10 protein-coding genes and 1 pseudogene are annotated in these 15,909 nt (G+C 50.2%); 3 read left to right on the top strand and 8 right to left on the bottom strand.

Annotated elements, in window-relative coordinates; translation table 11 throughout:
* The 5 genes from IMQ48_RS17240 to ygjG form a co-directional block, all read right to left on the bottom strand.
* A partial coding sequence (locus IMQ48_RS17240) for an amino acid permease (RefSeq protein ID WP_370551867.1) occupies positions 1 to 1,373 on the bottom strand: 1,373 nt, incomplete at its 3' end.
* A 190-nt stretch (positions 1,374 to 1,563) separates the two neighbouring features.
* Positions 1,564 to 4,710: a glycoside hydrolase family 2 TIM barrel-domain containing protein gene (locus tag IMQ48_RS17235; RefSeq protein ID WP_196209978.1), complete on the bottom strand. Its 3,147-nt coding sequence runs from the start codon at positions 4,708 to 4,710 to the stop codon at positions 1,564 to 1,566.
* 158 nt (positions 4,711 to 4,868) lie between these two features.
* Positions 4,869 to 5,315 carry a beta-galactosidase subunit beta gene (locus IMQ48_RS17230; RefSeq protein WP_196209977.1) on the bottom strand — a complete coding sequence of 149 codons (447 nt, stop codon included), beginning with the start codon at positions 5,313 to 5,315 and terminating at the stop codon, positions 4,869 to 4,871.
* Between the two features lie 207 nt (positions 5,316 to 5,522).
* Complete coding sequence (gene ebgR / locus IMQ48_RS17225) at positions 5,523 to 6,506, bottom strand: transcriptional regulator EbgR (RefSeq protein WP_196209976.1); 984 nt, start codon at positions 6,504 to 6,506, stop codon at positions 5,523 to 5,525.
* Positions 6,507 to 6,806: 300 nt separating this feature from the next.
* Positions 6,807 to 8,186 (bottom strand): putrescine aminotransferase, encoded by a 1,380-nt coding sequence (gene ygjG, locus IMQ48_RS17220; RefSeq protein WP_167456048.1) that lies wholly within the window; start codon positions 8,184 to 8,186, stop codon positions 6,807 to 6,809.
* A 430-nt stretch (positions 8,187 to 8,616) separates the two neighbouring features.
* Here ygjG and IMQ48_RS17215 point away from each other — a divergent pair, with 430 nt between their 5' ends.
* Entirely contained in the window at positions 8,617 to 10,137 is a 1,521-nt protein-coding gene (locus IMQ48_RS17215) for a PAS domain-containing methyl-accepting chemotaxis protein (protein WP_196209975.1), read from the top strand.
* Positions 10,138 to 10,182: 45 nt separating this feature from the next.
* Here IMQ48_RS17215 and IMQ48_RS17210 read toward each other — a convergent pair whose 3' ends face one another.
* Complete coding sequence (locus IMQ48_RS17210; protein ID WP_196209982.1) at positions 10,183 to 10,866, bottom strand: PadR family transcriptional regulator; 684 nt, start codon at positions 10,864 to 10,866, stop codon at positions 10,183 to 10,185.
* Between the two features lie 235 nt (positions 10,867 to 11,101).
* On the opposite strand from IMQ48_RS17210, the gene IMQ48_RS17205 reads away from it, so the two are divergent.
* Complete coding sequence (locus IMQ48_RS17205; RefSeq protein ID WP_196209974.1) at positions 11,102 to 11,884, top strand: siderophore-interacting protein; 783 nt, start codon at positions 11,102 to 11,104, stop codon at positions 11,882 to 11,884.
* Here the strand turns inward: IMQ48_RS17205 and IMQ48_RS17200 are convergent.
* Positions 11,881 to 12,728, bottom strand: a pseudogene (locus IMQ48_RS17200) (helix-turn-helix domain-containing protein). The gene IMQ48_RS17205 and the pseudogene IMQ48_RS17200 overlap by 4 nt on opposite strands.
* Before the next feature lie 67 nt (positions 12,729 to 12,795).
* On the opposite strand from IMQ48_RS17200, the gene cfa reads away from it, so the two are divergent.
* The gene (gene cfa / locus IMQ48_RS17195) at positions 12,796 to 13,950 is read left to right on the top strand and encodes a cyclopropane fatty acyl phospholipid synthase (protein ID WP_196209973.1); all 1,155 of its coding nucleotides are present in this window, start codon (positions 12,796 to 12,798) and stop codon (positions 13,948 to 13,950) included.
* Between the two features lie 111 nt (positions 13,951 to 14,061).
* On the opposite strand, the gene IMQ48_RS17190 is transcribed toward cfa, so the two are convergent.
* Positions 14,062 to 15,720, bottom strand: coding sequence for a glycerone kinase (locus IMQ48_RS17190; protein WP_196209972.1), 1,659 nt, complete (start codon positions 15,718 to 15,720; stop codon positions 14,062 to 14,064).
* Between the last annotated feature and the right edge of the window lie 189 nt (positions 15,721 to 15,909).

Genomic DNA, 15,909 nt, shown 5'->3' with positions numbered 1-15,909 from the left:
TTTTTGATCCTCCAGCGGTTAAACATAAGGCTGCAATAATAGAACACAGCGATAATACTTATCGGGCCAAGGATCAGTTGAATTAATGATCCCATAAAGTTGGTATTCCAGTCTTCTGGCCCAGGAATCAATGCGGCAACTGTGGAAGCAGTAAAGATAATTACTATTGGTGCAACGGATAACAACGCCCAGAAGCGACCTTTACCCAGAAAGTGAAAATCACGAACGTAGTCCTGGTGGTTGGGTTTCATACGCAGCTTAATATACCCGGCGACCATAAACAGTACTGGAATCGTAGCTGCACCACCATCCAGGTTTTTCACCGCCACCAGGATGGTATTCATTTCAGAGTTAAACTGGCCCAGCATAAACAGGATAATGATAATGGTGACGACGACGCCCTGCATTTTTAGCGCGTTAACCGGGGTACCTTCGCTGTTCACCTCTGAGAGTTTATGGCCAAAAATCCCTTTTGGCGCATCGACAAACAACATTTTAACGGGGGCGGCGGTCCATAGCATCAGAGACCCACACAGCGTGGTGATCATCAGGAATAATGCGATAACGTTGGTCCACCAGTCAGGAAAACCTAACTGTTGAAATGCGACATAAATAGCAGACAGCAGGCCCAAATTGGAGGCTTGTTCTGCGGGTAAAATGAAATTCATCAAAATTGATGAAATAACAATAATACCAGAGAAGATAAAGACGTTAAGAATCAAGCCCGTTCTGAAGTTACGATCCCCGCCGCGGATATTTCGTTTATAAGCAGCCAATGCTTCCAGCCCACCCAATGACTGTAATGCCCAGGACATGGAGGCGACTTTTGACCAGGATAAGTCAATATGCTGTAAATATTCTGGTGCAATAGGCGTACCGTTAAATGTAATAGTACCAGTAGACAATTTCCATGTTGCGGCAATAATAAACAACATGGTCAACGCAAAACCCGCATAGCCGGAAAAGGAAAGCGCCCGCGACAACCACTTTGGTCCTTTCATCGAAACCCATGTTGCCAGCCAGAACAAGGCTATCGAGGTAATGCTGATCACCGGTTTAAACCAGGTCTGGTTTGTTAATTCGGTGACAAAGGTGACATCGCTACTGCAGGTGTAGATAAAGTAGGTAATGATATTAGGCAGCAGATCAACGAAGTAAAAAATGTTGACGTAAAAGTAGAAAAAACCAGCGATAAATCCCAGTTTTCTGCCTAAGATCAGATTCAACCATGTCTGATATCCGCTTTCTGATTCCCGTAGCTTTTTAATTGATGACAGCTCGATGATCATAAACGTATACGGAATTGCATAAAATAATGAAGCGAAAGCATATAATAACCAGGAGTTATATCCCCAGTCAGTATATTGACTCACTACACCTTTCAGAACAAAACCACCTCCTGCAATGGAGAAAAATAAAAATGTTATTAATGACATCTGATATCTTGCATCGGATTTTTCAGACATACCATTTCCCTTTATTTATGTATCAGTATAGTTTTATTTAACAGATAGTTTCGAATGTCCGTTAAAGGACACTCGAAAAGGGTGTAAATAAAAAACCTTATGTGTCAGGACGTACCAGGCGTAAATAAAACGCATAGTGATAATGCTGTGGCAGTAGTTGATACTCTTTGGGTGGTAAAGAACCCCATGAATTTTGTCCGCCGGTACCCATTTGCGCCAGATCGATGTTCCACGTGGTTATCCCAGCTGGTTGAACATCAACGCCATGTTTACGCGATAACGGTGTTAATCCCGATGCGCTACTGCCGTTATTATCAGCGACAAAATCGAGTTCGCTGGCGGCAAAAGGCCAGGCACTGGTATTCAATAAGCGCCCATCAGCAATGGCCTCAAGGCCAAATCCGTCATGATTAACAACACGTACCCAGCGAACATCAGTTTTATTCCCGCTTTCCTGCGGCCTTGGGTATGCATGGAATTGCTGCCAAATTGTTCCGCCGTAGATTCCTGCTTTTGCCCCCTTTCTGTCCGCATAGGTCTCTACTGGCCCACGGCCAAACCATTGGATATATTTATATTCACAGGGCAACGTAAGTTGTGTTCCCATGCGGAGCAAAAGAGGAAGTTCACGATCCCCAGGTATAAAATCAATGCTGATGTGCATTTCACCTGTCGCATAGATGATGTAGGTCAGCCTATATGTGCAGCCAACCGTAGGAAGCGAAAATTCAGTCGTGACGATCGTTTCATAGCTGGACGGTTGCTCTATCGTGAGGTTGGATAATACGCGCAACTTAGCGGCGTCCTGCCAAACAGCCGATTTCTCGAAAAGTTTGGCACCGAGATCGTTATCCGTCAGCCCTCTCCAGAAATTGGGTTCAATCCCGGTCAGGATCAGATTCTTCCCTCCAACGGAGAAGTGATCCATTCGACCATTACGGCGATCGAATGCAAGGGTGAAATAAGAACCGCTGATATCAATGGTGGTCGGTGTTTCTTGCACGGATAACGCCAAATAGTGTGCTTCCGGGCAGATATGAAACGCGGCGGGCGGCGTTAAGCTAAACTGTTCCCAGGCGATTTCGTATCCACTACCAACAAGCGGTGCTTCATTTTTGGTGATGGCACTGAGCGTAACCAGATACTCTTTATTCTCCTGAAGCGATATGTTTTCCACGGGAATACAAATTGACTGGCGCTGACCTGCGGCAACGGCCAGGGAACCCAGGCTGCCATGGGTGATTTGATGCCCGTTTTCAGTGATGTCGTACTGAATGTCGAGATGACATAAGTCAATAAAATCATAACGGTTTTCTATTTCGAACACGCCAGAAAGCGGATTAACGGCGTGGAAATAGACGGGCTGATAAACCTTCTTCACTTCCGCCATATGCGGATGGGGAGTACGGTCAGCAGCGACCAGTCCATCGTTCATAAAATTACCGTCGCTGGGCTTATCCGGGTGATAATCTTTACCGTATCCCCAATATTTTTGACCGCGTTCATTGGTCAATTCCAGCGCATGATCCATCCATTCCCAGATAAAACCACCCTGCAGATTGCTGTGGCTGTCGATGATTTTCCAGTAATCGCGCAGAATCCCTACTGAGTTACCCATGGCATGAGCGTACTCGATCATGATCATCGGACGATCGCTACCCTGTTGGGCAAACTGTTCTAAGCGCTCAAGTGTGGGGTACATCGGGCAAACAATATCGCTGTAGTGCGCTTCACCTGCGGGTTCATACTGCACAGGGCGGCTGTCGTCTTTCTCTTTGATCCACTGATAAAGCGTTTCAAAGACGCATCCGGTACCGGCCTCGTTACCCATAGACCATACGATTACACAGGCATGGTTTTTGTCGCGTTCGACCATTGCTTGTACGCGATCTAAATGAGCAGGGATCCAGGACTCGGTATCGCCGATTTGTGTTTCCGGTTTTAATGCCAACGGGTGTGATTCAATATTGGCTTCATCGACAATATAAATGCCATATTCATCGCATAGTTGATACCAACGGGAATGACAGGGAAAATGGCTGGTACGTACCGCATTGATATTATGCTCTTTCATTAACCGAATATCGGTCAGCATGTTTTCTTCTGTCGGGACATGACCAAGTGTTGGATGAAGTTCGTGGCGATTAACGCCTTTTATTTTAATTGCCTTACCATTGACCGTAAGCTGGCTGTTGATGATTTGTATTTTGCGAAAGCCTATTTTATGGCTTGTTGCTTCAACGGTCTCGCCTTGCTGGTTAGTTAGCGTAATTAATACTGTATACAGATTCGGCGTTTCTGCACACCACAGACGTGGAGCCTGCACACTCTCGCTGAAGTTAAATTGCTGTTCCGTGCCGTTGCGAATAAATTGCTGGTTTTTTTCTATGATGACGGAAAGATTGCAAGCATCATCCAGCAATTTAACATTCAAGGTCAGTTCGTCAGCATAGTTGTCATAATGCTTCAGGTTTACGCTGACACTAAATGTTCCTTGCGTATAATCAGCGTTTAACTCAGGTTTGCAATAGATATCATAGATTCGTGTTTTTGCGGTTGAATAGATAAATACTTCCCGCTCAAGCCCTGACATATCCAGCATGTCTTGCTTTTCAACATAGCTTGCGTTAGACCAACGGTAAATCTCCAGCGCGATGGTATTTTCGCCCTCTCTGACATACGGTGTAATATTAAATTCTGCTGGGTTTTTTGCATTCTGGGTATAGCCGACGCGCTGGCCGTTTATCCAGATAAATGAGGCGGTTCTGGCCCCGGCCAGTTGCAGGAAAATCTCACGGCCAAGCCAGCTGCTGTCGAGACAAAAAGTACGGCGATAAGAGCCTACCGGGTTATAGTCGCGTGGAACTTCGGGCCATTCGGTGGTAAAGGGAAAACGTTCATCAATATAAATCGCGTTATCAAACCCTTGCGCCTCCCAATTGCCGGGAACCTGAATAGTCTCCCATCTGGAGACATCGTAGTTTTCCTGATAAAATTCTTTTGGTCTTAACTTAGGATTACTCGCACAGTTGAATTGCCATATCCCGTTTAAGGACAAGTAATTGTTGGCCAGTGCGGGAATGTTTTTTATCGCCAGATATTGATTGGTAAATGGAAAAAGACAGGGACGCGGTAATTCTTTGTTGATTCCATTGATACGATGATCCTCCAGTACGGCCGGGATATGATCGTATTCAGTATATAATGAAATAATCTTCTGCTTGTCAGAGACAACGACACTCATAATATATCTCCAGATTTAATGATGTGCGTAATATTATTTGTGATGTATATTCCTTGAATGAATGCATCACCGAGAGTAATTTGTAGAATAATCATTTATCATCACGACAGGAGGATGGTGTGAATAAGAATGCTTGCCGTGAGTGAGCTAATATTTATTTATGTTAGCCGGGTAGCCTCTTTACTGATGACGTTAATTACCAATTTTTTTACCGTGGTATGAGTAATGAAACGGTATGCTTCGTCATTATCACAAATGATAATCTGCCCTTCATAAACCTGTACGGTTTGCCCCAAACCTTTCAGGTATTCACGGTCGGTTTCTTCCCGGTAGTAATCGACTTCTTGCAGTTGGGTCTTCGCCGCATATTCAATTTTCTGTGTGCCACGTAAATAGCAATGTACTTCAACGTAACGACGATGGCCGGTAAATAGGGCATCCGTTGTGCTGTCGATCCTTACGCCGTAGTTCAGATCCTCTCCCAGAGAATGGACGACGCCGGGAGGGATACCTTCAAGGTTTTCCATTAAGTTCGCACAACGCTGCCACAGGCCCCTGGTGAACGCATGATGTTGGAACAGTTCGACGTTATCGAGAATTCTCATGTGTCTTCCTCATGCGTAAATCCACCGTTACCTACTTATGTGCAGTGACGATAAGCGAGTTTGTACCATAGGTAATCATTTTAGTAAAAATTTTACTAAATAAAATAAAGGAATTTGATTTACTTTAACTCGATCACGAAATAGAGAAATTTGCATGTTACGACAGGAGAGGAGAGTGCCCGGCGACATTGCCAGGCAATGCGGGTTTTAGCGGGTAGTACCACGCAACTTCAATTGGCTCGGAACGTAAACCTGAAGCGGTAGCACCCGGCCATCGCGCGCTTTTTCTATCAACAGGTTAACGCCCTGGATGCCCATCATTTCGGAGTGGATGCGCACGGTTGAAAGTGGAGGAAAGGTGAAGCGGGCGGTCGGGATATCGTTGATGCTAATCAGTGAAATCTGCTGTGGAATGCGGATCTCATGTTCATGAATTGCCCGCAATACGCCGATAGCGATGGAGTCAGAGGCGACAAACAGAGCTGAAGGGTAATCTTTTTTTGCCAGCATCTCTTTAGCCAATTCATAGCCAGAAGCACTGGAAAAGCCGCCGCGGTAAATATCTGTTTCCGACACTACACCTTTCAGTCGCCCGTATTCCACAAAAGCGGCTTCACGGATGTCTGTTTCACCGGGCACATCCTCACCGCCAATAAAACCGATTCTTGTCGCTCCCTGCTGGATGAAAAAATCGATAATTTCCTGGCTAATCTGTGCCAAATCGGTGTCAACGAAATCGTAATTGCCGCCAGGTGGTTGAAAATCGATAAAGCAGACATTGTCTGTCAGAGCGGTAGCTGTACGCCGTATTGCATCGCTGGCTTTTCCGACAACCAGAACTCCGGTGAGTTTTTTCAGAGTGGGCAAGCTATGGTGTTCATAGCAACTGGTTAACTCGATACCCAGCTTTTCACACTGAGTCTCGATACCGTGGCGAATAGACAGGTAGTAGGGATCGTTGATCTCCAGCTTTTGCTGATAGCTATAAAGCGCCAGAATGTGGTGCTGGTTGACTACGTTAACTTGCGCTCTGTGGGACGCGTTGCTCCGATATTCCAGCTTTTCTGCTATCTCCAGAATACGATGCCGGGTTTCTTCTTTTACATTCAGGGTTGGATCGTCATTCAGAACCCTGGAGACTGTTGCCAGGGAAACGCCGGCTTCCGTTGCTATATCTTTAAGTGTTGCCATATTTGTCTTTCATTCCACCCTTCGACTGCATGGGGTGTTTATTGTAAATGAAGCGCAATGATATGCATCTGTTTTTAGTAAATTCTTTAACCTTTGTACGGGATAAAATTTGCGTTGTTTTTTAGTAAAACTTTACTCGCGGGGAGAGATACTACGTTTACGGATTTTGAGTGGAAGGATATGGCACTGAAGGCGTGCTGTTGACGCCGGAGCGTGTGATGCTGCCGGATGGCGGCTACGCTATTTCCGGCCTACATGTGATCCCGTAGGCCGGATAAGTGCAGCGCCATCCGGCATCTGTCACACTTGCTCCACGCTGACGCGTAATGCGGCCAGCGCTTTGCGCGTTGAGCGCAATACCAACTCGCATTGCTCGATCGTTAACGTGAGCGGCGGTTCGATACGGATCGTCTTCGCGTTGTTCAGCGTACCGGCGACCAACACCCGCTGGCGGAACATCTCACTGGCGAAATTGTAGCCGATCTCATTATCAACAAATTCGATCGCCATCAGCATGCCTTTACCGCGTACGTCCTGCACCAGATCCGGGTATTCCCGCGCCAGATGTCGGAAGCCGTCCAGCAACATATCGCCTTTTTGTTCTGCCTGAGCCGGTAAATTCTGCTCCAGCAGGACATTGATCGTTGCGAGTGCTGCCGCACAGGAAAGCGGGTTGCCGCCAAAGGTGGTGGTGTGCAGGAATGGGTTATCGAACAGCACGGAGAACACCTCTTCGGTAGCGATAGTCGCACCGATAGGCATTACGCCGCCGCCCAGCGCTTTCGCCAGACACATAATGTCGGGCTGCACGTTTTCGTGCTCGCAGGCGAACATCTTGCCAGTACGACCCATGCCGGTTTGCACTTCATCAAGGATCATCAGCGCGCCAAACTCGTCGCACAGTTTGCGCACGGCGGTCAGGTATCCCTGCGGTGGCAGGATCACGCCGCCTTCACCCTGAATCGGCTCGAGGATCACGGCGGCCACATCGTCACCGGTCTTTTTACACTCGCTGAGCACGGTACGCATCGCGTCAATGTCACCAAACGGAACATGACGGAAGCCCGGCAATAGCGGCATAAACGGCTTACGGAACGTGGATTTGGCCGTTGCGGACAATGCGCCCAGCGATTTACCGTGGAACGCGCCGCTGGTGGCAATAAATGTAAATTTGCCGCGTGGCGATTGATAGGCCTTCGCCAGCTTCAGCGCCGCTTCAACCGACTCGGTTCCGCTGTTGCAAAAGAAGCTGTATTTCAGCTTACCGGGCGCCAGTGCTGCGAGCGTTTTTGCCAGCATGGCCCGCAAGGGGTCAAGTAATTCCTGGCTGTGCAGAGGTTGTTTGGCGAGTTGATTCTGTACGGCGGAGACCACTACTGGATTACGGTGCCCCACGTTGAAAATTCCAAAACCGCCCAGGCAGTCAACAAATTCCTGTCCCTGGGTGTCGACAAGCGTATTCAGGCTTCCCGCTTGCCACTCTACGGCTCCGTAATCCCCGCCGGCAGTTACAGATTTTCGATACTCTAAGAACCCCGGATTGACATGCTCTTTGAAGTATTCAATGACCTCTCGGTTAAGTGCTTTCATTTCCTCATGATCAAGCGTTCGCTTTTCGATGAGGTTCAGTGCGTGTGCGCTGCAGGCCAGGGCCGATGCGCTGGAAGGTAACCTGTTCAAAATATGCTCCCGGAGTTCGCGTATCACATGATACTGAATTAAGTATTGCAGGGATTACGCCATCCCGGCGCGCTTAACGAAAATCGGGATAAACGCCAGGATACATTTCATTTACGAAACATTTAATGCCAAAAGTTAACATTTGGCGGTATTTTGCCCAGGTTGACTCCCTGAAAACAGGTGAGATACGCGATCATCTGCGCCAAAAACAGGCAGAAGTTGCACTGTGACAGTGCGCTGAGTGAAGCCTGCTTGAATAGTTACAAGATGAAAGTATTTTAAATCAATGAATTAGAAAGCGTACAAATTTTGAGGTTTAATCGCAAATTGCGATCTAAATCAAATTTAACAACTAAAGATAAAAAAATTATCGCCGAAATAACATGTGCTGAAAAAATTAACAACCAGATAACCTGCAAAGGACGCAACCATGTCTTCTGATCCCTACGTTAGCCAGCGACATACCCCGCTGGATGATGATATCACCCTCATGTCGACCACCGATTTACAAAGTTACATCACCCACGCGAATGACACGTTTGTTCAGGTTAGCGGCTATCAACTGAATGAGTTGCTCGGTAAACCGCATAACCTGGTTCGTCACCCGGACATGCCCAGGGCGGCATTTGCCGATATGTGGTACACCCTGCAACAGGGAGAACCGTGGAGCGGCATTGTAAAAAATCGCTGTAAAAACGGCGATCACTACTGGGTGCGGGCCAATGCGGTGCCGATGGTGCGGGAAGGGCGGATGACCGGATACATGTCGATTCGAACCCGGGCGACGCAGGAGGAGATTGCGGCGGTCGAGCCGTTGTATCAGGCGCTAAATGAAGGACGTTGCAACAAACGCATCCATAAAGGGCTAGTGGTGCGTAAAGGCTGGCTGGGGAAACTTCCTGCGCTGCCGGTTCGCTGGCGGGTACGCGGCGTGATGGCTTTGATGTTTGCCGTGCTGGCGGCAGCGTTGCAGCAAATGGGCGCGGCGTGGCCGCTGCTGGTGCTGAGTGCGCTGGTGATGCTGGCGGGAACGGCGATTTTCGAATGGCAAATTGTACGCCCGATAGAAAACGTCGCCCGCCAGGCGCTAAAAGTGGCGACCGGTGAGCGCAACAGCGTGTCGCACCTGAACCGCAGCGATGAGTTGGGCCTGATGCTGCGATCGGTAGGGCAACTGGGATTGATGTGCCGCTGGCTTATCCATGACGTTTCAAGCCAGGTCTCCTGCGTGCGTAGTGACAGCGAGACGCTGGCAAAAGGCAGCGATGATTTAAATAAGCATACCCAGCAAACAGTTGAGAACGTGCAGGAAACGGTGACGACGATGAATCAGATGGCGGCGTCGGTGAAGCAAAACTCGGCGACGGCGTCTGCGGCTGACAAGCTCTCGATTGCCGCCAGCAGTGCGGCAACGCAGGGGGGCGAGGCGATGGAGACCGTTATCAAAACGATGGACGATATCGCCAGCAGCACCCAGCGCATCGGCACCATCACCACGCTGATTAACGATATTGCTTTCCAGACCAATATCCTGGCATTGAATGCGGCGGTTGAAGCGGCGCGAGCGGGCGAGCAGGGGAAAGGGTTTGCCGTCGTGGCGGGGGAAGTACGCCATCTTGCCAGCCGGAGCGCCAGTGCGGCGAATGACATCCGCAAACTGATTGATGCCAGTGCCGACAAGGTGCAGTCCGGATCCAGCCAGGTTCACGCCGCTGGCCGCACGATGGACGATATTGTGGCGCAGGTACAGAACGTCACCCAACTGATTGCACAAATCAGCCATTCGACGCTGGAACAGGCGGACGGGCTGACCAGCCTGACTCGCGCGGTGAATGAGTTGAACAATATTACGCAGAAAAATGCCGAACTGGTCGAAGAGAGCGCGCAAATTTCAGTGCGGGTGAAACATCGCGCCGGGCGCCTGGAAGATGCGGTGACGGTGCTGCATTAAGCACAGCGATTCGGGCGGAACAATGGGTTCCGCCCGATGACCCGATTAATCTAACTGAGCGATATCCAGCGCTGCGCGGTCGATAATACCGATGATTTTTTTGATCTGCGCATCGCTGGTGTCACCGTGATTGACCCGCAGATCCAGCACGGCTTTGAAGTTCTCCAGCGCGCGTTTCATCTGCGGATTTTTACGTAATTCAAAGCCAACGCAGCGTGCTTTAACGCGTTCATGAATAAGCGCCAGATGCTCGCGATTTTCCTCCAGCCACTGCTGGCCTTGCGCCGTGATCGTGATCTGTTTACGCCCACCTTCCTCTTCGCTGATGACAATCAGCTCTTGATCCTGCAAGAAATCCAGCGTCGGATAAATCACCCCTGGACTCGGCGTGTAGTGACCCTGGGTCAGCGTTTCGATGGCTTTGATCAGCTCATAGCCGTGGCTGGCGTCGCGGGTCAAAATATCCAGGATCACCAGGCGTAATTCGCCGTGACCGAAGAAACGCTGACGACGCCCGCCACCGCCACCCCGACCATGGCGATGCCCGCAGCCGGGCTCGTGGTGATGTCCTTCACTGTTGCAGCCTTCGTGGCGATGTTCTTCGCCTTTGCAGCAACCTGCGTGATGCTCGCTGTGATGTCCTTCGTGGTGATGTCCTTCACCGTTGCAGCAGCCTTCGTGTTGGCGATCTGCATTCTTGCAGCAACCGTCATGTTGGTTTTGCATGATTGTCTCCTGACGTTGTTTAGATATATCTAATTTATATCTAAAATTTATATGTTTGCAAGTCTGCGAAATTATATTCTTTTAATTAATTGATTTTATTATCAATTTTTATGATTTTCTAGAAAAGAAATGTACGGTCTCACTGTATCAAAAAAGTGCTTGCAATCTCTGTTATTAGCAATCATTATCATTTAAATGTTGATTTAGATATATCGTATTATCCTCACGAAGGCGAAAAATGACAAAAAACACCTCCCACTACCCCCAGCGCGTTCGTAATGAACTGCGCTTCCGTGAACTTACCGTCCTGCGCGTTGAGCGTATCAGCGCAGGTTTTCAACGCATCGTGCTGGGCGGGGAGGCGCTGGACGGCTTCAGCTCACGCGGCTTTGATGACCACGCCAAGGTTTTCTTTCCTGAGCCAGGCAGCCATTTTGTGCCGCCGGTGGTTACCGATGAGGGCATCGTCTGGGCTGACGGCGTGCGCCCCGCGTCCCGGGATTACACGCCGCTATACGATGATGCGCGTCATGAACTGGCGCTGGATTTTTATATTCACGACGGTGGCGTGGCGAGTACGTGGGCGATGCATGCTCGTGCAGGAGATACACTGACGATTGGCGGACCTCGCGGCTCGCTGGTGGTACCGGAAGAGTATGCGTATCAGGTTTATGTGTGCGATGAATCGGGAATGCCCGCATTACGCCGTCGCCTGGAAGGGCTCAGTCGTTTAGCGCGACGCCCGAACGTCACGGCGCTGGTGAGCGTGCAGGATGCGGCGTATCAGGACTACCTTTCGCATCTGGATGGGTTTGCTATCCAGTGGTTTGTCGGTCATGACGTACAGGCGCTGGATGACGCACTAGCACGGCTGACGGTGCCTGCAGACGATTATTTCATCTGGATTACCGGCGAAGGGAAAGTGGTAAAAAACCTGAGCGCCCGTTTTGAAACCGAGGCGTTTGACCCGCAACGGGTGCGTGCGGCAGCCTACTGGCATCAGCGGAAAGCGGCTGATTAGTAATTTGACGGCGGAACGCCAAATGCCTGGCGGAACGCGTAGCTAAACGCCGCGGTGCTCGAATACCCCACGTCGAGCGCCACGGCGGTAACGCTTTTATTTTTCTTCAGCATTAATACTGATTCCAGAATACGCATCTTTTGCTTCCAGACGCTGAACGGTAATCCGGTTTCTTTTTTGAAATGACGTGAGAAGGTCCGGGCGGACATACCCAGATGATTTGCCCAGTACTCCACAGAGTGTTCCCGTGCGGGAGATTCCTGTATTGTCCGGCACACTTTTGTTAATTCTGCATCCTGCGGCCAGGGTAATACAAAGGCGACTTCCGGTAATTGCAAAATAATATCGACTAGCACGCTCACCAGTTTTCCTTCTTTTGACTGGCTATCATAATGGCCCGAAATTACGTTGGTGGCGTAATGAATAAACTCTCTGGCGAAATCACTGATCGCCACCACTTTACACTCGTCGATGCGCTTCTCCAGAAAGCCTGGCTTAATATCCAGATTCTCTAAATACACATCATCCAGCGCCCATACCGCATGCTCAATATTATTCGGGATCCAGATACCGTAATGTGCGGGAATTATCCAGCATTTACCGGCGACATCAATGCGCATGCTGCCCTTACGGGCGAAATGAAACTGGGTAAATGCGTGTGAATGCGGTGGAACGTGATTATTCGCTTCAAGGACATAAGAACGAAAGTAAACGTCCTGCGGCAGTTCCGCCATTGAATCATCCGGGAAAGAACTCCACTGTTTTTGCCTGAGGGTGTCCATAAAAAATACCTGATACTTCCGGTGATGTGGCTTCTGTTCGATAGATCTTGTCCGCAAATCATAATACATACACCCTGTTTTCCATAATAATCTTGCGTAAGAATTATTCGTCCACCTTTGGTAAATACCATGAATTCGCTGTGTTCTGATGCTGTCATCGTCAATGAAACAAATGATAACTGGACCCGAATGGGGAAAGACCTGCTCCAGCAGGCTGATATCCAGATTAATGGTTCGCGCGCTTGGGACATTCAACTTCACCATGCCGGTTTCTTTAAGCGGGTGCTGCAACAAGGCTCGTTAGGGCTGGGTGAAAGCTATATGGAAGGCTGGTGGGACTGCGAGCGGCTTGATATTCTGTTCTGCAAAATCCTTAAAGCAAAACTCGACCAAAAAATGCCGGGCAATCTGAAAGATATTTTACGCATTGCCAGCGCGCGCTTGTTTAATCTGCAATCACGCAGTCGTGCCTGGATTGTCGGCAAAGAACACTACGATATAGGTAACGATCTTTTCGCCCTGATGCTTGATCCCCACATGCAATATTCCTGCGGTTACTGGAAAGACGCGACCACATTAGACGAAGCGCAGAATGCCAAATTAAAAATGATTTGCGAGAAGCTGCAATTGCAACCGGGTATGCGTTTGCTGGATATCGGTTGCGGCTGGGGCGGGCTGGCTGAATATGCCGCGCGCCATTATGGCGTAGCGGTAGACGGGGTTACCATCTCGAAAGAACAGCAGAAAATGGCGCAGCAGCGCTGTGATGGACTGGATGTCACTATTCTGCTGCAGGATTATCGCGACCTCGATAAACACTATGATCGTATTGTCTCCGTGGGGATGTTTGAACACGTGGGCCCGAAAAACTACGACACCTATTTCAGTATTGCCGACCGCTGCTTAAAACCCGATGGACTGTTCCTGCTGCATACCATTGGCAGCAATAAAAAAGGGATGAGCGTGGATCCGTGGATCAATAAATATATCTTCCCGAACGGCTGTTTACCGGCGATTTCCCACATTGCCGAGGCCAGCGAATCGCGGTTTGTGATGGAGGACTGGCATAACTTCGGCAGCGATTACGATAAAACGCTGATGGCCTGGCATGAACGGTTTAACCAGGCATGGCCGACGCTGTCGTTGCGTTATTCCGCGACCTTCAAAAGGATGTTTAATTACTATTTATGCGCGTGTGCCGGGGCATTCCGTGCCAGAGATATCGAGCTTTGGCAGGTGCTATTTAGCCGGGGTGTAGAGGGCGGACTTCGCGTTTATCGTTAATGTTTTGCCGGATGTCAGCGCAAGCGCCTTATCCGGCCTACAAAAGCGAGCAAATCGCAGGCCTGATAAGCGTAGCGCCATCAGGCATTGATAACCCGTAAAACGAATGACTTAGCCCAACTCACTCTCTGCCAGCGCTTTAAACACCATTGCCACCGCGTGTGCGCCGGGGTCCATATTACCAAGCAGGCTCTCACTGCTGAGATACGACGCGCGCCCGGCGTTGGCTTTGCTCGACAGGCAGGTCCGCTCTGCGCCTGCCAGCGCAGCGTCATAGGCGGTTTGCAGGTTATGTGGTTGCGCCAGTAGCGACGTTAGCGCGGGCTGCAGCGCATCAATCATCGTACGATCGCCTTCATCTGCACCACCGTAGAACTTCATCTGGGCGAGCCCCGTATTCAGCGCATCGGCGACCCCGGCACCCTGCTCCAGCTTCTGTCCGGCGGCGGTAAAGAAAATTGACATCAGCACGCCGCTGGAGCCACCCATGACCACGGTCAGGCGTTCGCCAATCAGTGCAAACAACGTGGCAAGGTTAGCCAGTGGGAGCCGCTGGTGATGCAGCAGGTCGGCAATTTCACGCGCACCTGCGGCAAAGGTTGACCCGGTATCGCCGTCGCCGACTTTGGCATCCAGCGCATTGAGGTGTGCTTCAAGATTGGCGAGCGTTCCGGTGACTTGCTCAATAATCCCGGCAACCTGTTCGTTATCCGAAGGCTGAAATTCCACGCGTGCACTGCGCTGAGATGACGGCACGGTGGTGATGTCACGTGGCGGCACGGGCGTTGACCAGTTACTGGTTTCCACTTCGGTCAACAGCGCTTTTTCGATGCTTTCTTCCAGCACCATGGCGGTCAGCGAGAAGCCCTTCATATCCAGTGCGGTGACCAGCGAGGCCGGGCCAATCAGCCAGTCGATACGTGCGTGCAGCGGGCTGTTGGCCAGTTCGCGGGTAATGATGGCCATTTCGGCAACGGAGACGCCGCCGAGGTTATTGATCATCACTGCCAGACGGCCGGTTTCCGGCAGGGCGGTCATCAGCTTCTCCACCATCAGATTAACCACCTGTGCACTGTTTTGCGTATCAATCACCGACGCACCCGGCTCGCCGTGAATGCCCATCCCTAACTCTGCATGGCCCGGATGGTGACGCGGAGCCTCGTCGGTCTCCTGTGGCAAATGACAGCTGGAGAGCGCGACGCCAAGGCTGAAGGTGTTGTTCGCCGCATACTGCGCTTCACGCAGCACGGTGGCGAGGTTGTAGCCACGTTCGGCGAAATAGCCGGCAACTTTGTGTACCAGGATGGTGCCAGCGATCCCGCGTGGGTGCTTGTTATCCGGTAGCGAAATGTCGTCGCCGACGATCAGCATTTCGACGTTATAACCGAGCCGACGCGCTTTCTCGGCGGCCAGGCCAAAATTTAGGCGATCGCCAGTGTAGTTCTTCACGATCAGCAGGCAGCCTGCCTCACCGGTCACCGCCTGAATGGCGGTCAGTACCGCATCGACGCTCGGGGAGGCAAACACGTCACCGCAAACCGCGGCAGTTAACATGCCTTTACCGATAAATCCAACGTGGGCGGGTTCGTGACCTGAGCCACCGCCGGAGATCACCGCGACGTTCTCTTTGTTAAGGTCGCGACGCACCACGATGCGGATGGCCGGATCGCTCTCCAGGCGCGCCAGGTTATTCCACGGGCTGGCGATAATCGTACCGTCGATGACATCGTTAACGAGATGGGTGCGCTGGTTAAAAAAGAATTGAGACATAACGGCTCCGGACAGGTTGAGTGTTAAACAAACCCCCGAATGCATGGTCATGGTAACGGAGGCGATGGAGAGATTCTCGCCGAGTCAGCGTGGAAAAAAACTCCGGCAAAATGAGTTTCAATACGGAACGTAAAAGTTATTTTTTGTTCCGAAATGAAACGTAATGACGAATGAAAATGGCGTAATGCG

This window comes from Citrobacter sp. Res13-Sevr-PEB04-36, from assembly GCF_015672735.1.
In the GTDB taxonomy this organism is placed as follows: domain Bacteria; phylum Pseudomonadota; class Gammaproteobacteria; order Enterobacterales; family Enterobacteriaceae; genus Citrobacter.
This window is presented reverse-complemented; position numbering and strand designations above follow the sequence as displayed.